We start from the raw sequence: 18,574 nt of genomic DNA on the forward strand, positions 1-18,574 counted from the left end.
CCGTGCAAAGTCATCCCTTGAATCGCTCAATGCGACCCTAGATCCGCTCAAAGTTAGTGTTTAAGCGCTCTATGCAATGCTAAATCTGCTCAAAGTCAGTCGTTAACCGCTCATTGCATGGCGGCGTCCGCTCAATGTCACAAATTATCCGCTCTATCCAGCACATGCTCCGCTCATAAAATCCCGTTTACATGTTAGAATTGCGTTAAATAGGGTACACTACACACTATGAGTTCATTATCCAAGCGGTAATGAGCAGTAATGTACATAACTTACACGAGGAGGAATTTAATTATGTGGAAACTACCTAGTATTGTATTGGGCTCGGCATTATTGATGGCAGCTTGCGGTGGCGCGGCGGATGAAGAAAAAGAACCGGTGAACGGCAGCGGTGATCCAGTCGTGGAAGAAGAGGGAACAGCGGAGCCTGAAGTGATGGCGCCGGTTATGAATGTTGACGGAGAAAAAATCGGTTCTGTAACGCTAACGCAAGGACCGTCTGGCGTAGCGATGGACATTGACGTAATGGGGCTTGAGCCAGGTGAACACGGGATGCACTTCCATGAAACGGGCGTCTGTACAGCGCCGGACTTTAAAGAGTCGGCTGGCGGTCACTTTAACCCAACGGATAAAAAACACGGGTTAGAGAATCCGGAAGGACACCATGCAGGAGACTTGGAGAATCTTGTGGCGGATGAAGAAGGGAATGCAAAAGTTACTGTAACGACAGATGCAGTTACGCTTGAGTCCGGAAAAGACAATTCATTAATTGATGAAGACGGAACAGCTTTGGTTATCCATGAAGGTCCGGATGATAACGTAACGGATCCAGCTGGTGATTCAGGAACGCCATTTGCTTGTGCTGAGATTACATCTGAGAATATGAAGTAATAAAGTAGGATGTCCCGGAGTTTTGGGGCATCTTTTTTTGTGTTGTTTCGACTTGTTTAAGTGCAAGTACAAGTACAAGTACAAGTACAAGTACAAGTACAAGTGCAAGTACAAGTACAAGTGCAAGTGCAAGTGCAAGTGCAAGTGCAAGTGCAAGTACAAGTGCAAGTGCAAGTGCAAGTGCAAGTGCAAGTGCAAGTGCACGTGCTTGGAAAGAGTGAGTTACTTAGTGAGTACGTGGGATGGAAGCTCCAGTTGGCGGACGCTTTTCCATGGGCCCGCGGTGAGCCAACCAGGTCGCGAGCTCCCTATTGGTTGTCTCACCTGATCGGGCTGATCCATCGGGAAGAGCCGTAACGAAGAACGGCTTTTGCGAGTAAAAGCGCAGCGTTATGAGCACATCTTTGCACTTCGCCCCCAACTTCCGCTTCCAACCTACTTTTATAGTGGAAGGACTAAGAACACTTACTGTCGATAGTGTGTGAATTATTGTTTTGTCTTAACTTATTTTAATTCAAGTACTGAAGTTCAAAAGTGTATTACAACACTTACTTTAATGCGCAACGAAAAGTATCACCCACCCACACTGTAAGGGATTGGTGCGTAGGAGGGGCGACTCCTGGAGGATCAGTGGGACAGGTGAAACACCCAGCGAGCGAAGCGAAGGGGTGTGGTTCACCGCCCGCCCTCCGGAAAGCGTCCCCTCCGAAGCACCATTCCCCACCCCCAACACCACTGCCAGCCTCTCCATTAAACTATTGAAAAACTATTGAACACGAAAAAAAGAACGCCCTCCCGGAAAGGGGCGTCCTGTTGATTATCGAACAATCGCGATAATCCCTTCTTCATCATCCAGCTTTAGCTGAATGCCTGCTGCCATCGGATCCTGATCGAGATACTGCTCGATCCAAAGGCGAAGCGCTTCGACTAGACGGGAGGTATCCAAATGATGCATCTTGCCGTTTAGCTCGGCATCTGCTGAAAACCCAGTGTCGTCATCGTAAGCAAGTTCGACTTCCACGTCGTCTGGCATTGCACGTGACTCTTTTGCAATCAATACACATACTGCATTTACTACGTCCTGTTCGTAAATTATCTGTTGTTCCATTGATTCATGTCCTCATTGCGTTTACGCTCTTTCTCTTTGAAGATCGCGAAAATCTTCCGAACCATGTAAATGATGAAGACAATCGCTAACACGTTAATGAGCAAGCCCATAATGGATCCAAGCATACCCATATTCGCAAACAAGCTGCCGAATAATAGACCTGCCAGTCCACCAACGAATAGACCTTTCATTAAGCCGCCACCCATACCGCCTGGCTTCTTAGCTGTCTTACCTGCTGTTGCTTTATCGTTACTTTGATTGGTATCTTGTTTCTTTTCTGCTTTGTTCGGTTGTACACGGTTAGGTGTACTGAAGCTCTTCTTACCAGACTTATAGCCACGTGCTTCGGCAGTAATTTCATCTTGGAAGATGATGTTCCCGATTGGCGACAAAATCAATGTCGCAGCGAGGAAAAATGCAGCAAATTTTTTCAATTGATAATCTCCTTTAATGCTGTAGTGAAGGTCTTGGATCTACCCATGCCCTTCTCTTTATTTTACTGGATAACTAGCCGTAATGAAAGGAAATTCCCTTACTTAGCGAAGAAGTTTTCCGTATAAAATGGCTGTTCTTTGTCGTTGAAATCTACACCGATCCCAAGGAACTGATAGTCGCGGATTAATATGTTTTCTCGGTGGCCTTTTGAATTCATTAGCCCTTCGTGTGCAAAGATACTGCTGGATTGACCATATGCTAGATTTTCACCGGCACTGACGAATTGGACGCCTTGTTTTTTCATGCGATCGAAAGGGGACTCGCCTTGTAAGTTTTCATGGCTGAAGTAATCTTGCACTGCCATATCGGTACTATGTAGACGTGCCGTTTCAGATGCGAGTTCATCCCATGTTAAAATGGAACGACCGTGGCGAACTCTTGCCGCGTTCGTCAAATCAAATAATTGCATCTCAAAGCCTTGGCGCATCGCATCGTTTTGAGGGGCGTAGAGCGCGGACTTTCTTTGCTCTAGCGAATCCGAGATTAATTGTACTGCGGTTACGGTATTTTCATTATGCAGATCATAAAAAACATACATATAGAGTCCATCTGAATGAAAGATGTCCATGCCCTCATCGTTTTGCAACTTATAAATGTTTGCCCCTTTACGGATTTCAGAGATTGGTTCGCCGAGTCCTTGACGTACTTCTGCTTTTGGCACGCCGTATTCGATACCGATAGATGAAGCAATCAGGCGATCATTTGTATAAATCGCATTGACGCGACGTTTAATATCGTATGACAGCATGACAAAGTTCTGATAGTTATCATGGAACGTCAGCCATTCTGTGCCGTATTCATTAACGGATTTCCGCGTAGGGTCTCCGAGCTTTTCCTTCACTTGTGCTTCGGTTGTACCGATTTCGATATTGTGAATAGAAATAATACCTGTTGCCGGCGCATCGAGCACAGGTTGGGCAACTTCCTCTGGGGGACTGCTTCCGTTTGCTTTTTCGGAAATGAATGTAATTAAATCGACAATCGATTCTTTTGTATAGTCAAGCGCAGATCCAACTACTTCCTCGTTCAGCACAGTTTCTACTTTGGCATCAAGCGGATCGAGAAACGATAAATCCACGTGTTCTGATACCGGGCCTTCCCATAAGGGCTTGAAAGCGTAGAGTAGTACGGCGAGAAAGAGTAACTGAAACAGGCGTTTTATCATAAGAAACCCACTCCTCCATCACATTATACTCTGTTTCCCCCTCAGCAATACAGTGGTAACTATGAAATGTTGAAAATTATCCTCCAGAGTAGCAGGAAAAAGGGTATACTAAAAAAAGAATGGAAGTTTGGAAGGAGTGGATGGCATGTTCGGTGGTGTGAGCAGTGTACCTTCCTGGTTTTATATAGTCGCAATTGCAGTCGTTATATTGCTTGTCCTGATTACGGAATGGCGAACAAGATGAACACTGAATATCAAGAGAAAGAAGGAAAAAATATGTTAACATTTGAAGAAAAACAACAGATTATAGAAGAGTTCCCGGAGTTAGTGAAGAAAGAAGTGTCTATGAAGCGCTTGAACTATCATTATGAAGAGTCTTTATACGATAAAACGGTAGTCGTGCAGCATTTGCACCCGAACGGTAACGCATTTGTTTACGTAGCAGATGTGAAAGGCTATGAGGCAGATGACCGCGGTCTAGTCAATGTACGCGAATACTCTGCGGATGAATTCCGTGCAGTGATTCGTGCGGCAATTGAAGGATTGGCGACAGAAGTAGAGGAACCTGAAACGATCGCAGAAACATGGCAGAATTCCAATGGTCAGATGCTGACACTTCTTGAAGAAGATGGCTTCTTTAATATTTACCATGAAGTAAACTTGGAAGAAGGCTTCGGAGATTACGGTGAGGCGGCAAGTTATTTGAAAGAAGAAGGCTTTTCCGTCAAAACGAAATAACAGCTACAGGAGTGATATCGAATGAAGGGTAAAACAGTTGCGATTTGGCTGATTGTCGTGTTGATTGTGGCGGTAGTGGGCGTCGTATTAATGGTTCAGACTACCTTCAAAAATAATCCTACACAAAAAAATCATCAATCATTGGACAACCAGTCGTATACCGAAATCGGCACATTTGGTTGGCAATAAAAGAAGAAGAGCCTGTTGAGAATATACGATTCTCAACAGGCACTTTTTATTTTTTCACACTATATTTCTGGCTATTCGAACGATACAAGCCTTTACCAAACGGCAACCACCAGTTCCATTTGCCAAACAGTTTCATTAAGCTCGGAACTAGCAACAGTCTGATAATCGTCGCATCGATCGCCACTGCGACTGCAATCCCGACGCCGATTTGCTTCACGGGCATGACGTCTGTAAACGCAAAGGCGCCTGTTAGAACGATCATAATCAGCGCGGCAGACGTGATGACTTTACTCGTCGTGGCCAGTCCTTCGACTGTAGATTTATCATTATCGAACGACTGCGCGAACTCTTCTTGCATGCGCGAGATTAAGAATACTTCATAGTCCATGCTCAAGCCAAACACGAGACTGAAGACGATGACTGGAATGATGAGCGCTACGGTACCTGGATTTAATCCGAAGTGGCCATACTGGAATATATAGACGAGAATGCCGAATGTTGCGGATAATCCGAGAATATTCATCAGAATCGCCTTCACTGGAATGATCAATGAACGGAATGCGAACATCAAGATGAAGAAGGTAGAGACGATGATAATGAGCAATACGTATACGATGTGATCCGCTATTTCATCGAAGATTTCCTGGTTAAACCGCGGTTCACCGCCAAGCAAAATGTTAAAACCGGTATCTTTCTCTGACCAATCGCGGATCCAGTCTTGTGCTTCATTGGAACTGCCGGCAGCCTGTAATGTCACGGGAATGAACAAGCGGTTACCGCTGTCTGTGAATTTCTTCAATACCGGATTGAGCTGGTCGTACATTTGCGGAATACGAAGCGTTTGCTCCCATTGCGCAACATTATCAATTCCGCTGATCGTAAAGGCCGTCGAAATATCTTTGACCAAAGCATCGTCCGTCAACTGATCTTGTAACGTTAACATGTCGTGAAGACCTTCCGTCGTCTTCCAACTACCGTCACGCTCTGCGATCAAGAAAACAGTGCTCTCGTCGCCTAAACCAAATGTATCTTGCATCTGTTCAAAAGCTACACGAGTATCAAAGGTTTCCGGTAGTGAATCAATCTGCGGGATCGTTAATTCCATATTTTTTACTGGAATTACAGCAATGGCAAGTAACACAAATGCTACGATCGCAATCGTAACGGGGCGCTTAATTACATAATGCGCAAACTTTCTCCAACCGTTCGCATCTTCGCCACGCTCTTTTAGCAAACGTCCTTTATGGATGCGATCACCGAGCATCAGCAGAACGGAAGGCAGAAGAGTAAGGGAAGAAACGACCGCCATCCCGACGACAATCATCCCTCCGAGTGCGATATTCATGAAAATATCTACTTGGATAAGAAGCATTGCACCGAGTCCAATGAACACACAAACAGCAGAGAAAATAATCGAACGACCAGCAGTGCGAATCGTCATGATGATAGACTCTGTCACGCTGCGTTTAGTCAGCTCTTCCCGATAGCGACTAATGAATAATAACGCGAAGTCGATCGAGAGGGCGAGACCGAGCATCGGTACGATATTCAGTACGAAAATGGAAAGGTCCACCGTATTGCCGAGCAATGCTAAAATGCCGAGAGTAGAGACGACCGTGCCAATGCCGACGATCAATGGAACGAATGAAGCCACGATGGTGCCAAACGCAAACAGCAACACAATAATCGCAATCGGCAAACCAATTGCTTCAGCTGTCATCAAATCGCGTTGACTAGCCTGGTTGACGTCGTGTTCAAATGCTCCTCCGCCAGTGAGCGTCACGCCTGGTTGACCATCGATTTCACCGCGGATATCTTCCACGACTTGCGGCATATCATCAGGCGCCGTATCAAATTGCAACAAGGCATAGGATAAGTCTTTCGTATACTGCGCTTTTTCAGCTAGAGGGGATACGATATCCGACATGACACCGAGCTTCTCCAGCTGATCAAGTGAAGTATCGATTTCTGCGTCAGTTTTTCCGTCAAAAACTAAAAACAAAGACTCTGCAGGTAAGCCGAAGTCTTCCGAGATAATCTTCATCACTTGTTCGTGCTCACCGTCTACACGGAAGCCGTCTCCAGCAAGTAGGCCGGGCAATTGGATGGCGAAATACGTCATCACCCCAAATAGTAAAATCCAAAACGTGAAAATCCATTTATATGATTGGGTTACAAACTTCCCGAAACGTTGCAACGTCATTCCTCCTCACTCAATGCATAAAATTCATTCATCTCATATCTATGCTTATCATAACAAGGAAATATAGAGAAGTGTTACGCAAATATGGAAAGAAATGCACAAAAAAACCACTTCCTAAAAGGAAGTGGTTTGTATAGTTAAATTAGTTTTTAGTTACGTTAGTAGCTTGAAGTCCGCGTTGTCCTTGTTCGATCTCGAAAGACACGTCTTGACCTTCTTCAAGAGTTTTGAATCCGTCACCTTGAATAGCTGAGAAGTGTACGAATACGTCGTCGCCATCTTCACGTTCGATGAAGCCATAACCTTTTTCTGCGTTAAACCATTTTACTTTACCTTGTTCCATGTTTGTTTCCTCCTCGTGCACACTCGTGTACACATTGTATTACTATCCTTGCTCAATTTCTAAAAAACGGTCGAGATAAATCGTAGACCAACGTCGAACAAAAATAATTCTTCTTTATCATAACAAGAAAAGGCAGATAAAGCAAGTAGAATGATTAGTTGAAGAGAATGGTCGCTTGGATTCTTAGGCAGTTATAGGAAAAGTGTGAATATTTTATAGACGACTGCAGCCATTAAAGCAGAGATTGGCATCGTGATAATCCACGTCAAAACGATCTTCTGTGCAACTCCCCATTTCACCCCTTTTAAGCGTTGCGCTGAACCGACTCCCATAATAGAAGAAGAGATAACGTGCGTCGTGCTGACAGGTAAATGAAGGAGGGTAGCGCTGAAAATAATGACTGCGGAGTTCAAATCAGACGCAATCCCGTGAATCGGTCGGATTTTCATAATCTTGCCGCCAACGGTCTTGATTATCTTATATCCGCCGATTGACGTCCCGATTCCCATCGCCGTCGCCGCCGCAATCCGTACCCATAATTGGATATCATCGGTTGTCTGCAATTCTGCTGCGATCAACGCCATCGTAATAATTCCCATCGCCTTTTGCGCATCATTCGTACCGTGCGTGAACGATTGAATTGCTGCCGTACCGATTTGCATGTAACGAATCCGACGGTTGGCTTTAAATAAATTACGATTTTTTAATACCGTACGTAATAGGGTCATGACAAGAAATCCGCCGACGAGTGCAATGATAGGAGATAGCAACAGCGCCTGAATGATTTTAATGAAGCCGCTGTAATTTAAAATGCCGAATCCGGCTGCCGCAATCGCTGAGCCGGCAATAGAGCCGATCAGTGCATGCGACGAGCTAGAAGGAATTCCAAAATACCACGTGACCAAGTTCCAGATAATCGCGGAAACGAGTGCTGCCAAAATAACGAGAGAACCATTTTCTAATAAGAACGGATCGACAATATCTTTCGTAATGGTTTTTGCTACGCCTGTGAATGTCAGCGCACCAACGAAGTTCATCGTGGCGGCAAGCATAATCGCAGTCCGTGGTTTCAATGCGCGAGTCGATACCGAAGTAGCGATCGCGTTGGCTGTATCGTGGAAACCATTGATGAAGTCGAATGCCAAGGCAAATACCACGACGAGAATGGTTAGTATGAGAATCGTATCCATCGCTTAGGACTCCTTACGCGTTGCGCATAATGATTGTTTCGATATTATTTGCTACGTCTTGACAGAAATCTGCGGTATCTTCAAGTAGTTCATATAGATCTTTCAATTGAATGATGCGAATTGGATCTTTTTCACGAATGAACATTTGCTTAATGGAAGTCCGCAACACTTCGTCGCAAATTCGTTCGTACTCTTTGATTTGCACGGCATGCGTACGCATTTCGACTAACTTTTTCTTCGTCAGCAATTCCATCGCCAAAACGATCTCATCTGAACTTTTCATAATGTTGATCATGAACTTCTGCATGTATTCATCGATTTCAATGAGAGAAAACATCTCAAGATTAGCAAGAAAATGCTCCATACCGTCGAGGATATCATCCATTGCAATCGCGATATTCAAAATATCTTCCCGTTCAATTGGTGTCATGAACGATGTATTCAATTTCGTGATTAATTCATGAATTAACGTATCACCAGCTGTTTCATATTCTTTCATTCGAATGCTCACATCTTTCAAATCAGAGACAGAATCGACTTTGAAATCGTTCGCATAGTGCATAGATTCCTGCACATGCTTGGCGATGTCCAATAACGCTGTGAAAAACGGATCGGGTTTACGTGGACCTAGCATCTAAATTCCTCCATCTATTGTTGACATCGATAGTTATTACATCATACAAAAACCGTGCGAAAAAAGATAGCGAACGATGTAGAATTTGAGCGATAGTTGCGAGGCTTTTTTTAGTCCGTAATTTGTCCGGCGATTGTTAAGTTATCGTAAAGTTCTCCATAATCTGTTGAAAATACATGGATGCATGAGATGATCGGCAATAAAGCATTGTGTAAGTGGAAAGGGGATCGAAATGAAGAATCACACAGCTGCTTCCGTAAAAAGGCTAGTAGAACTATTTATCGTCTCTCTTAAACTAGGACTGACCTCATTCGGTGGGCCAACCGCGCATTTAGGTTATTTTCATGAAGAGTATGTCCGGAAACGGAAGTGGATGGATGAAAAAGGGTATGCGGATTTAGTAGCGTTAGCGCAATTCCTTCCAGGCCCGGCAAGCAGTCAGGTAGGGATTGGAATGGGTGTGGCACGTGCAGGAGTAGTAGGGGGGCTAGTTTCCTTTCTAGGTTTCACGATGCCGTCTGTAGTGGCATTAATCTTGTTTGCTACGCTTCTCGCAGGTTCAGATGTTAGTGAGGCCGGCTGGTTGCATGGATTGAAGATCGTGGCTGTAGCGATTGTTGCCCATGCGGTCCTCGGAATGGCGAAGAATTTAACACCGGATGTTAAGCGTAAGGCCATCGCATTACTAGCGCTCGTTGTTACTCTTTTATGGCAAGCGGCTTTCACACAAGTCGGTGTGATTATAGTAGCGGGGTTAGTAGGGTTATGGCTGTTCAAAGTTCACGATTCGTCAGATGCTAGTTCATCCAAATTCCTCATATCGAAGAAAACAGGAATCATTTGTTTAACACTGTTCTTTACTTTGCTTGGTATATTGCCATTGCTTCGAGAACTGACGGGATCTTACTGGATCGCGTTATTCGATAGCTTTTATCGATCGGGCGCGCTCGTATTCGGAGGAGGACACGTCGTCTTGCCTTTATTGGAACAGGAATTAGTGCCAGCGGGATGGATCGGAAACGAGTCATTCCTAGCGGGTTACGGCGCGACACAAGCCGTTCCGGGACCATTGTTTACGTTTGCTGCCTATCTCGGTGCCGTGATGAACGGTTGGCAAGGTGGATTATTCGCGACCGTTGCGATTTTCTTGCCTGCCTTTCTATTGATCATCGGAGCACTGCCTTTTTGGGACATTTTGCGCAATCATCCGAAAATCAAAGGAGCGGTCATGGGTGTCAACGCCGCAGTAATTGGAATTTTACTCTCGGCATTATATAATCCAATTTGGACAAGCTCAATTTTGCGTGCAGAGGACTTCGCATTGGCGGCCATTTTATTCAGTATGCTAACCTTTTGGAAGATGCCTCCATGGATCGTCGTGCTAGTCGGTGCGGTAGGTGGAGCTGTATTGTCCATATAGTATAAAAGTAACCAAATGCAAGTGCTTTTGTTATACTAAATGAATTCTATAAAAGAAAAGGGTTATGTACATATGAATACTTCATTACAAAAAAAGATTGCTATGCCAACTGTTTGGCTCGTAGTATTGCTCGGCTCACTGTCCGCATTCGGTCCGCTATCGATGGATATGTATTTGCCAGGATTGCCGATTGTGGCGGAGGATTTAAATGCTTCAACGTCACTAGTTCAATTAAGTTTGACAGCCTGTTTGATCGGCTTAGGTGCAGGGCAGCTCATATTCGGACCGTTAAGTGATATTTATGGCAGACGGAAGCCGCTCGTCATTACGCTCAGCGTGTATGCAATCGCTTCTGTTCTATGTGCGTTTAGTCCGAATATCTGGATTTTCGTTGCATTACGTTTCGTCCAAGGTATGACAGGCGCTGCGGGCATTGTCATCGCGAGAGCTTGCGCACGTGACTTATATGTAGGAAATGAATTAACTAAATTCATGGCCATGCTGTCGATCGTCAGTGGATCAGCACCGATACTTTCACCGATAATTGGCGGAGTCGTGCTGAATTACTCTTCGTGGCATACGGTATTTCTCTTACTTGGAGTGATCGGTTTATTAATGTTTTTATCCACAGCATTTTTCTTGCCGGATACATTGCCGGTTGAAGCGCGTGCGGAGAGTGGAATGCTGGCAGTCGTCAAGACGTTTAGTGGTCTACTAAAGGATAAGTGGTTTTTAGGCATCGCGTTGACGCAAGGCTTGATCATGTCGGGTATGTTCGCATACATTGCAGGATCTCCGTTTGTTTTGCAGAATATTTATAACGTCACAGCGCAACAGTTTTCGTTGTTCTTTGCGATGAACGGTGTCGGGATTATTACGGCAGCGCAAGTGACGGGTCGACTTTCGGGCAAAATTCACGAGTTGAAGTTCCTGCGCGCGGGTGTGTTACTTTCATTCACGGCTAGCATTTTACTTCTATTGACGGTTTGGAATGAATGGCCACTTGCCGTAATTGCGACGGCATTATTCTTTATGGTATCGAGCGTTGGTTTAGTGTCGCCGGCAGCGTTTTCGCTAGCGATGCAGAGTCAAGGTAAGTCAGCAGGAAGCGCATCGGCGTTTCTCGGGCTATTGCCTTTCATCGGCGGTGCAATCGTTTCGCCGCTAGTAGGACTCGCAGGAGACAGTTCGGCTTGGCCGCTTAGTATTATCGTATTGACATGCAGTACCGCGGCGTTGGTGATCTACTTTACAGTGGTTCGGAAGGCGTATCGTCTGCAAGAGATTTAAGGAGAGAGACTGTTGGGGTTGGCGCTTCGGAGGGGGGATTTTCTAGAGGACTCGCGGTGAGCCCTCTAGAAAAGCGTCCGCCAGCCGGAGCTTCCATCCGATCGTACACACTAGATAACTCCCACTCTCAATCCTTTTTAATTCAAATTTGCGCGAAAATAGGGCATGATAGAGATAGAGAGTCTGATTATTATTTTGAGAGGTGGATGTAAAGATGGAATATCGTATTGAGCATGACACGTTCGGAGAAATACAAGTACCAGCAGATAAGTTATGGGGAGCGCAGACACAGCGCAGTAAGCACAACTTTAAAATCGGCGGGGAACGCATTCCGCTTGGTGTAATCCAAGCCTTTGCCCATTTGAAAAAATCAGCAGCGATCGCAAGTCATTCATTCGGAAATCTATCCGAAGTCAAAATGAAAGCTATTAAAGCAGCAGCAGAAGAGGTTATCGAAGGCAAATGGGACGAGCACTTCCCGTTAGTCGTTTGGCAAACAGGAAGCGGTACGCAGTCGAACATGAACATGAACGAAGTACTCGCTAACCGAGGTAACCAGTTGCTTGAGGAATGGGGCGAGGAAGAACGCCTACACCCGAACGACGATGTCAACAAATCACAAAGCTCCAACGATACATTCCCAACAGCGCTACACGTAGCAGGTGTAATTGCGGTAGAGCGTGAAGTATTGCCGGCAATTGATAAATTAGCAGCAACACTTCAGAAGAAATCCAAAGACTTCGCGGATATCATCAAAATTGGACGTACGCACTTGCAAGACGCGACGCCATTGACGTTAGGACAAGAAATCAGTGGATGGCACAGAATGCTAGAGAAAACGCACAGCATGCTAGAAACTAGTGTCCAGACAATGAAAGAACTCGCAATCGGCGGTACAGCAGTTGGTACAGGACTTAACGCACCGGCTGGATTCGGCGATAAAGTTGCAGAAGAGATTTCAAAATCTGTAGGCATTGAGTTTACATCTGCGCAAAATAAATTCCACGCATTGACGAGCTATGATGAAGTCGTCTATACACATGGCGCACTGAAAGCATTGGCTGCGGACTTGATGAAAGTAGCGAATGACGTACGTTGGTTGGCAAGTGGTCCACGTTCAGGTATCGGTGAAATTACGATTCCGGAAAACGAACCGGGCAGCTCGATCATGCCAGGTAAAGTAAACCCGACGCAAAGTGAAGCATTGACGATGGTTGTGGCACAAGTAATGGGTAACGACGCGACAATCGGTTTTTCTGCGAGCCAGGGGAACTTCGAATTGAACGTCTTCAAACCAGTTATTATCTACAACTTCCTACAATCAGCGAAATTACTTGCTGACGGTATGATTAGCTTTAACGATAACTGTGCGGTAGGAATTGAACCGAACCGTGAAGAAATCGACAATAAAGTGAAGAACTCTTTGATGCTCGTTACAGCATTGAATCCACATATCGGCTATGAAAATGCGGCGAAGATTGCGAAGAAAGCTCATACAGAAGGTACAACGCTGAAAGAAGCAGCACTTTCTACTGGTTTATTGACAGAAGCGCAATTTGACGAATATGTAGACCCAAGCAAGATGACGGGCAACTCATAATTGTCATGAATTTGTACGCTTGTTTTTCCCGCAAACCTTGTATACTAAAGGCATAACCTCTATACAAAGGAGTCAGGAATATACATGAAAAAGAAGGTACTGGCAGGACTGACGGCGCTGACTTTAGCGCTTGCGGCATGCGGAAACGGCGCTACAGAAAAGCCTGCTGAAGTTGATCCGACAGATGCGCGGGTAGAAGCAGGACATGACCACGCAGAACATTTGCCAAACGGCGACTTGCAGGAAGTGACCGCATCAGCGGATATCCTGCCTTCATTCTTAGAGGATAAGCCAGAAGATATGCGCATGGTCTATCAAGTGGCGGGCAACGCAACGGACGTTTTGGAATACATGCCTTGCTATTGTGGCTGCGGAGATAGTGCCGGGCACAAGAGCAATATGAATTGTTTCTTGGATGAAATACGCGAAGACGGCTCCGTTGTCTGGGACGACCATGGCACGCGTTGCCTAGTTTGCCTGGAGATCGCAGTGAAATCCGTACAAATGAAGCAAGACGGCAAGTCCATGAAAGAAATCCGTGACGCAATTGACACGGAATACGGTAACGGAGACTATGCAAAACCTACAGATACTCCAATGCCTGCTTGAGTGGTTGATTTTATAAGCTGCAGATTCACTCTTTTAATGAGTGGGTCTGCAGTTTTTTGTGTTTTGGCTCAATATTGACGTATTTGCGGTCAAAGTTTAAGGATCAGTGCTCTATGTATGCTCGCCCTCGCTCATAGTTCGAGGTTGAACGCTCAATCAAGCTACAGTCCTGCTCATAGTTCGAGGTTGAACGCTCTATCCGGCTCCGGTCCCGCTCATAGTTCGGGGTTGAACGCTCTATCAAGCTCCGGTCCCGCTCAAAGTTCGAGGTTGAACGCTCTATCAAGCCACGGTCCCGCTCATAGTTCGAGGTTGAACGCTCTATCAAGCTCCGCCTCCGCTCAAAGTTCGGGGTTGAACGCTCTATCAAGCTACGGTCCCGCTCAAAGTTCGAGGTTGAACGCTCAATCAAGCTCCGGTCCCGCTCAAAGTTCGAGGTTGAACGCTCTATCCGGCTCCGGTCCCGCTCAAAGTTCTAGGTTGAACGCTCAATCAAGCTCCGCCTCCGCTCAAACTTCTAGGTTGAACGCTCTATCCGGCTACGGTCCCGCTCAAAGTTCGAGGTTGAATGCTCTATCCGGCTACGGTCCCGCTCAAAGTTCGGGGTTGAACGCTCTATCCGGCTACGGTCCCGCTCATAGTTCGAGGTTGAACGCTCTATCAAGCTACGGTCCCGCTCATAGTTCGAGGTTGAACGCTCAATCAAGCTCCGCCCCCGCTCAAACATCAAGGTTAAACGCTCTATATATCTCCACATCCGCTCTATACCAATAACCCACCTATCCCCAAAAACACCTCCCATCCATTCATTTCATTGGCAAGCTAAACAGTTGTGGTATAATTTAGTTAAATAAGGCAGGAGGGGATTCTGATGATTCATTTTGTACAATTTGAAGAGCAGTATGTACCGAAGATGGCCACGTTATTAGCGGCGAGACATGCAGATGAACGACAGCGTTTTCCGTTTTTGCAGGAACGCTTTGAGGACATCGAGCAAGCTGAGAATCGCTTGCGTGAAGAATTGGAGAAACCGTATACAGGGGGACTCGTGACGTTACGTGACGAAGACGTCATCGGCTATTTATTATACGAATATCGTCAGGATGCTACTCGCGGACGTACGGTATATGTTGGGTATCCATCGTTTGTCATTCATGAAGATGAGCATCCAAGATTGGCACGTTTGATGTACACGGAAGCTGGCGCGGAATGGGTTCGCAATGGCTATTTTGAACATCTCATGGATATTCCGGTTGGTAATGACGAATTAATTCTTGAAATGCTGGAGCAGTCGTTTCATTTCGAACAGCGCTTTGCGGCGTTGTCACTGGAACACTATCGCGCACAGCCAGGAGAGAATAGTCTCGTGAAGATGAAGGAACTAGTAGGAGACGAGCAAAAAACATTGCATAAGATGGCGCCGTGGAACAGTTTGCATCAGGCGAAAGCGCCAGCATGGAAACCGATTACACAAGAAGCGTTGGATGCAGAGCGTGATGTATTTGCGGCGTATGAAGGCAAGGAAGGTACGCGTAGCTGGGTTGCAGAGCAAGATGAAGTACCTGTAGCCTTTCATCTATTCACACCGGCAGACGCACGTCATGCGATGACCACACCGGATGAGTCGGCAGTGCTTGTACAGGCGACGACGAATATAAAGATGCGTGGACAAGGAATCGGCAAATCGATTGCGAATCACAGTTTCACACAAATGAAAAATGCGGGTTATAAATATGTCATGACCGATTGGCTGACGGCGAATCATTTGGCGTCGTATTTCTGGCCTAAGCTTGGATTCCGTTCGTACATGATTCGCATGGCACGTACAGTGGATGCACGCATCTCATGGGCGGACGGACAATGACGGGCGTGAAGTTCGTTACGTCATGGAGTGGCGGCAAGGACTCTGCACTCGCAACGTATCGCGCAATCCAAGAGGGAAATACGCCGGCTATGCTGTGGACAATGTTCGAGAAAGATCAGCCACATTCCAAATCACATGCATTGCCACTGGAGATCGTTCAAGCACAGGCGAAGCAGATGGATATTCCATTGATGATTCGAAAAGCAGACTGGGCTGGCTATGAAATGCAATTCATAGATGCTATGCGCGTTTCGAAAGCCCATGGTATTCACAAAGCAGTTTTTGGGGACATCGATTTAGAAGATCATTTACTATGGGTACAGTCGATGTGTGCCAAAGTGGGTATGGAAGCATATCATCCACTTTGGGAAGAACCGCGACGTAAGCTACTTGAAGAATTCATTGCAGAAGACTTTGAAGCCTATGTGGTCGTTGTGAATACAAAGATGATGCCTGCTAAATTTCTCGGTAGACGTTTCACGGTGGAATTAATGGATGAACTCGAAGCACTCGGCATCGATAGTTGTGGGGAGTCAGGGGAATTCCACACGGTCGTAGTCGATGGACCGATTTTCAAGGAACGCATTCCGGTGAAGATGAGTGAGACTATCGAAAAAGATGGCTATGTATTTTTGAAATGTGAGATAGAACAAGAAACTTCCACAGACTGAGAGATTGTCTGGGGAAGTTTCTTATTTACGGAAGAAAAGTAAAAAGAGGAGTTGATGCACGATGAACTTTAAGAGAATACGTACAGAAGAAGATCTTCAAAAGTCTTTCAACATACGAAAAGCGGTATTCGTCGAAGAACAACAGGTTCCGGAAGAAGACGAGTTTGATGAATTTGATGTGTTGAATGAATTATGTGAACATATAGTAGTAGAAGATGAAGGACAAGCGATCGCGTCAGGTAGAGTAAGAGTAGTAGATGGAGTAGGGAAGTTAGAACGCATTTGTGTGCTAGCCTCTCATCGCAGTGCAGGTATTGGAAAGATAATTGTTCAAGGCTTGGAAGAGATTGCAATGGACAAGGGACTGGCGCGGCTAAAGTTGCACGGTCAAACGCATGCAGAGGAGTTTTATCTTAAACTCGGATATAAAACTACATCCGATGTATTCATGGAAGATGGTATACCACATATCGTAATGGAGAAAAAGTTAGCTTTATAGATAGAAAGAAAAGCCCCTACAGGTAGAAGATAAAATCTACCTGTAGGGGCTTGCTATATACTTCACATTATCAGCCGTTTCAAAAAGGCTGAATTTTATATGGCTTACTTACGTAATTGAATTTCGATATTGATCTTTACTTCATCACTCACGACAACGCCGCCAGTTTCTAGTGCAGCGTTCCATGTTAAACCGAATTCTTTACGGTTAATCGTTGTTTTACCTGTAAATCCAGCAGCTTCGTCTCCGCTCATCGGATCTTTAGCCATACCTTCATACTTTACATTGAACGTGACAGGCTTTGTTGTGTCTCTAATCGTGAAGTCGCCAGTTAAGTCGTACGTATCTTTAGAAGTCTTCTCAATTTTTGTTGCTTTGAATGATAATTTCGGGTAATTTTCTACATCGAAAAAGTCAGCTGAACGTAGATGATTGTCTCGATCGGCTTTACGTGTATCAATACTGTTCGCATCAATTGTGAAATCGATAGACGCTCCTGTTAAATCTTCTGGATCCGCTTCGATGTTTCCTTGGAATTCGTTAAATGTTCCTTTTACGTTTGAAATCATCATATGTCTTACGGAAAAACCTACTGTACTATGTGCTGTGTCTACGTTCCATGTTGCTTTTGTCATAAAAAATCTCCTCCAATAATGGTTTGTTTATATTTACTATAGTCATTTAACGTTTTCATACAATAAACCGTGTTTATTGTTTTTTATTCGGTTCCATTTTTAACTCTACGAAGCAGTGATGGGTATTTTCCCATTCTAAGTATTCAAATGACTTTCTGCATGAAGCTTCCAAGAAGCGAATGACTTCAGCAGGGTCCGCTTGATCGACATCACTCTTGATTTCATACAGGTATTCAGCCATATCGGGGCTGAAGTAACTGCCTTCTGGGAAAGAGTCATCTGTTTTTAATTCCACGCCTTCGACAAACGGATAGGGCAGTGTGAAGAAGGTAGGATGTTCAAATTTGTCATCACCCAACCAAAAGCCAAACTCGATCATATGTTCATCAAAAGCAGCTCGTTCAATTACTCTACTATCATCTGGGAAAGGTTCGAACTCGTTATACACAATGATACCTGTCACGTCGAACGTGCCCCAGAAAAGACCTGGATAAATCTTTCGTTGTCTGATTGGAGCAAGGAATTGTTGCTCGGCATCCCATGCAAATTGGAACCACTTAAGAATTTGTTTAGCTACGTCTTCGTTGTAGTGATGGTGTTCAACGTCGTCTTCAAAAGGCGTCGTCGTTTCCATTTCCTGAGGTGTTGTATGGATAGACAATGGTATACCTAGATCATCGGCAGTGCGAATGATTTCCTGATAGTAGTCACGAATCGTCTTTCCGTCCTCAAGTTTGATTACCGCGTCATCTTTTTCTGTTTTACTAATGATTACGTTTTTAATTAAATCGACTTCAATTTCAAAGTGGTGAGCGTTATATCTCAGTAGCCCTGTAGTAAACCCGCGCGGTGTAATATCGAGAACTACGTGCGCCCATTGGGGTTCCTGTGCAGCATATTCTAGTTTCACTTTCCCTAAAATTTGAGAAACAAGCTGTAAGGTGATGATTTCATTCTTATGCGTTTTATAAAATCCCACTAATAGCACCTCCTAGGAATTACTTACCCTTTTTTGAAAAATATAAGCTTA

20 protein-coding genes are annotated in these 18,574 nt (G+C 45.0%); 11 read left to right on the forward strand and 9 right to left on the reverse strand.

Annotated features, from left to right (window positions below):
- Positions 1-294 precede the first annotated feature (294 nt).
- Positions 295-891, forward strand: a complete 597-nt coding sequence (locus CSV64_RS06485) for a superoxide dismutase family protein (RefSeq protein WP_233190417.1) — start codon at positions 295-297, stop codon at positions 889-891.
- Positions 892-951: 60 nt separating this feature from the next.
- On the forward strand, positions 952-1,248 hold the full coding sequence (locus tag CSV64_RS06490; RefSeq protein ID WP_099633940.1) for a hypothetical protein: 297 nt from the start codon (positions 952-954) through the stop codon (positions 1,246-1,248).
- Positions 1,249-1,708: 460 nt separating this feature from the next.
- On the opposite strand, the gene CSV64_RS06495 is transcribed toward CSV64_RS06490, so the two are convergent.
- The 3 genes from CSV64_RS06495 to CSV64_RS06505 all read right to left on the reverse strand — a co-directional run bounded on the left by CSV64_RS06495 (position 1,709) and on the right by CSV64_RS06505 (position 3,659).
- On the reverse strand, positions 1,709-1,999 hold the full coding sequence (locus CSV64_RS06495; protein WP_099627715.1) for a DUF2653 family protein: 291 nt from the start codon (positions 1,997-1,999) through the stop codon (positions 1,709-1,711).
- A complete protein-coding gene (locus tag CSV64_RS06500) occupies positions 1,984-2,433 on the reverse strand; it encodes a hypothetical protein (protein ID WP_085427907.1) in 450 nt (149 codons plus the stop codon). Before CSV64_RS06500 ends, CSV64_RS06495 begins: the two co-directional genes overlap by 16 nt.
- 98 nt (positions 2,434-2,531) lie before the next feature.
- Complete coding sequence (locus tag CSV64_RS06505) at positions 2,532-3,659, reverse strand: CAP domain-containing protein (RefSeq protein ID WP_099633941.1); 1,128 nt, start codon at positions 3,657-3,659, stop codon at positions 2,532-2,534.
- Positions 3,660-3,935: 276 nt separating this feature from the next.
- Between CSV64_RS06505 and CSV64_RS06510 the strand changes: the two genes are divergently transcribed.
- Both CSV64_RS06510 and CSV64_RS16630 read left to right on the forward strand, forming a co-directional pair.
- Positions 3,936-4,397: a hypothetical protein gene (locus CSV64_RS06510; RefSeq protein WP_099634016.1), complete on the forward strand. Its 462-nt coding sequence runs from the start codon at positions 3,936-3,938 to the stop codon at positions 4,395-4,397.
- 21 nt (positions 4,398-4,418) lie between these two features.
- Positions 4,419-4,586, forward strand: a complete 168-nt coding sequence (locus CSV64_RS16630) for a hypothetical protein (RefSeq protein WP_158232159.1) — start codon at positions 4,419-4,421, stop codon at positions 4,584-4,586.
- A gap of 46 nt (positions 4,587-4,632) precedes the next feature.
- Here CSV64_RS16630 and CSV64_RS06515 read toward each other — a convergent pair whose 3' ends face one another.
- From CSV64_RS06515 to CSV64_RS06530, 4 genes are all read right to left on the reverse strand, one after another.
- On the reverse strand, positions 4,633-6,789 hold the full coding sequence (locus CSV64_RS06515) for an MMPL family transporter (protein WP_199168453.1): 2,157 nt from the start codon (positions 6,787-6,789) through the stop codon (positions 4,633-4,635).
- A gap of 142 nt (positions 6,790-6,931) precedes the next feature.
- Positions 6,932-7,132, reverse strand: coding sequence for a cold-shock protein (locus CSV64_RS06520; protein ID WP_009766462.1), 201 nt, complete (start codon positions 7,130-7,132; stop codon positions 6,932-6,934).
- A gap of 191 nt (positions 7,133-7,323) precedes the next feature.
- Positions 7,324-8,322, reverse strand: a complete 999-nt coding sequence (locus tag CSV64_RS06525) for an inorganic phosphate transporter (protein ID WP_099633943.1) — start codon at positions 8,320-8,322, stop codon at positions 7,324-7,326.
- 13 nt (positions 8,323-8,335) lie between these two features.
- Positions 8,336-8,956: a DUF47 domain-containing protein gene (locus CSV64_RS06530; protein ID WP_099633944.1), complete on the reverse strand. Its 621-nt coding sequence runs from the start codon at positions 8,954-8,956 to the stop codon at positions 8,336-8,338.
- 232 nt (positions 8,957-9,188) lie between these two features.
- Here CSV64_RS06530 and chrA point away from each other — a divergent pair, with 232 nt between their 5' ends.
- The 7 genes from chrA (at position 9,189) to CSV64_RS06565 (ending at position 16,909) form a co-directional block, all read left to right on the forward strand.
- Positions 9,189-10,376 carry a chromate efflux transporter gene (gene chrA / locus CSV64_RS06535; RefSeq protein WP_099633945.1) on the forward strand — a complete coding sequence of 396 codons (1,188 nt, stop codon included), beginning with the start codon at positions 9,189-9,191 and terminating at the stop codon, positions 10,374-10,376.
- A gap of 72 nt (positions 10,377-10,448) precedes the next feature.
- Positions 10,449-11,666 (forward strand): multidrug effflux MFS transporter, encoded by a 1,218-nt coding sequence (locus tag CSV64_RS06540; protein WP_099633946.1) that lies wholly within the window; start codon positions 10,449-10,451, stop codon positions 11,664-11,666.
- 214 nt (positions 11,667-11,880) lie between these two features.
- Entirely contained in the window at positions 11,881-13,266 is a 1,386-nt protein-coding gene (gene fumC, locus CSV64_RS06545) for a class II fumarate hydratase (protein WP_099633947.1), read from the forward strand.
- Positions 13,267-13,350: 84 nt separating this feature from the next.
- Entirely contained in the window at positions 13,351-13,875 is a 525-nt protein-coding gene (locus CSV64_RS06550; protein WP_099633948.1) for a PCYCGC motif-containing (lipo)protein, read from the forward strand.
- An 871-nt stretch (positions 13,876-14,746) separates the two neighbouring features.
- Positions 14,747-15,739: a GNAT family N-acetyltransferase gene (locus CSV64_RS06555; RefSeq protein ID WP_233190418.1), complete on the forward strand. Its 993-nt coding sequence runs from the start codon at positions 14,747-14,749 to the stop codon at positions 15,737-15,739.
- Complete coding sequence (locus tag CSV64_RS06560) at positions 15,736-16,410, forward strand: Dph6-related ATP pyrophosphatase (RefSeq protein ID WP_099633949.1); 675 nt, start codon at positions 15,736-15,738, stop codon at positions 16,408-16,410. The genes CSV64_RS06555 and CSV64_RS06560 overlap by 4 nt, the downstream gene beginning before the upstream one ends.
- A gap of 61 nt (positions 16,411-16,471) precedes the next feature.
- Positions 16,472-16,909: a GNAT family N-acetyltransferase gene (locus tag CSV64_RS06565; protein WP_099633950.1), complete on the forward strand. Its 438-nt coding sequence runs from the start codon at positions 16,472-16,474 to the stop codon at positions 16,907-16,909.
- 104 nt (positions 16,910-17,013) lie between these two features.
- Here CSV64_RS06565 and CSV64_RS06570 read toward each other — a convergent pair whose 3' ends face one another.
- Together CSV64_RS06570 and CSV64_RS06575 are read right to left on the reverse strand one after the other, a co-directional pair.
- Positions 17,014-17,544 carry a YceI family protein gene (locus CSV64_RS06570; protein WP_099633951.1) on the reverse strand — a complete coding sequence of 177 codons (531 nt, stop codon included), beginning with the start codon at positions 17,542-17,544 and terminating at the stop codon, positions 17,014-17,016.
- 73 nt (positions 17,545-17,617) lie between these two features.
- Positions 17,618-18,523: a DUF5996 family protein gene (locus CSV64_RS06575; RefSeq protein WP_099633952.1), complete on the reverse strand. Its 906-nt coding sequence runs from the start codon at positions 18,521-18,523 to the stop codon at positions 17,618-17,620.
- Between the last annotated feature and the right edge of the window lie 51 nt (positions 18,524-18,574).

The organism is Sporosarcina sp. P32b, from assembly GCF_002743335.1.
In the GTDB taxonomy this organism is placed as follows: Bacteria; Bacillota; Bacilli; order Bacillales_A; family Planococcaceae; genus Sporosarcina.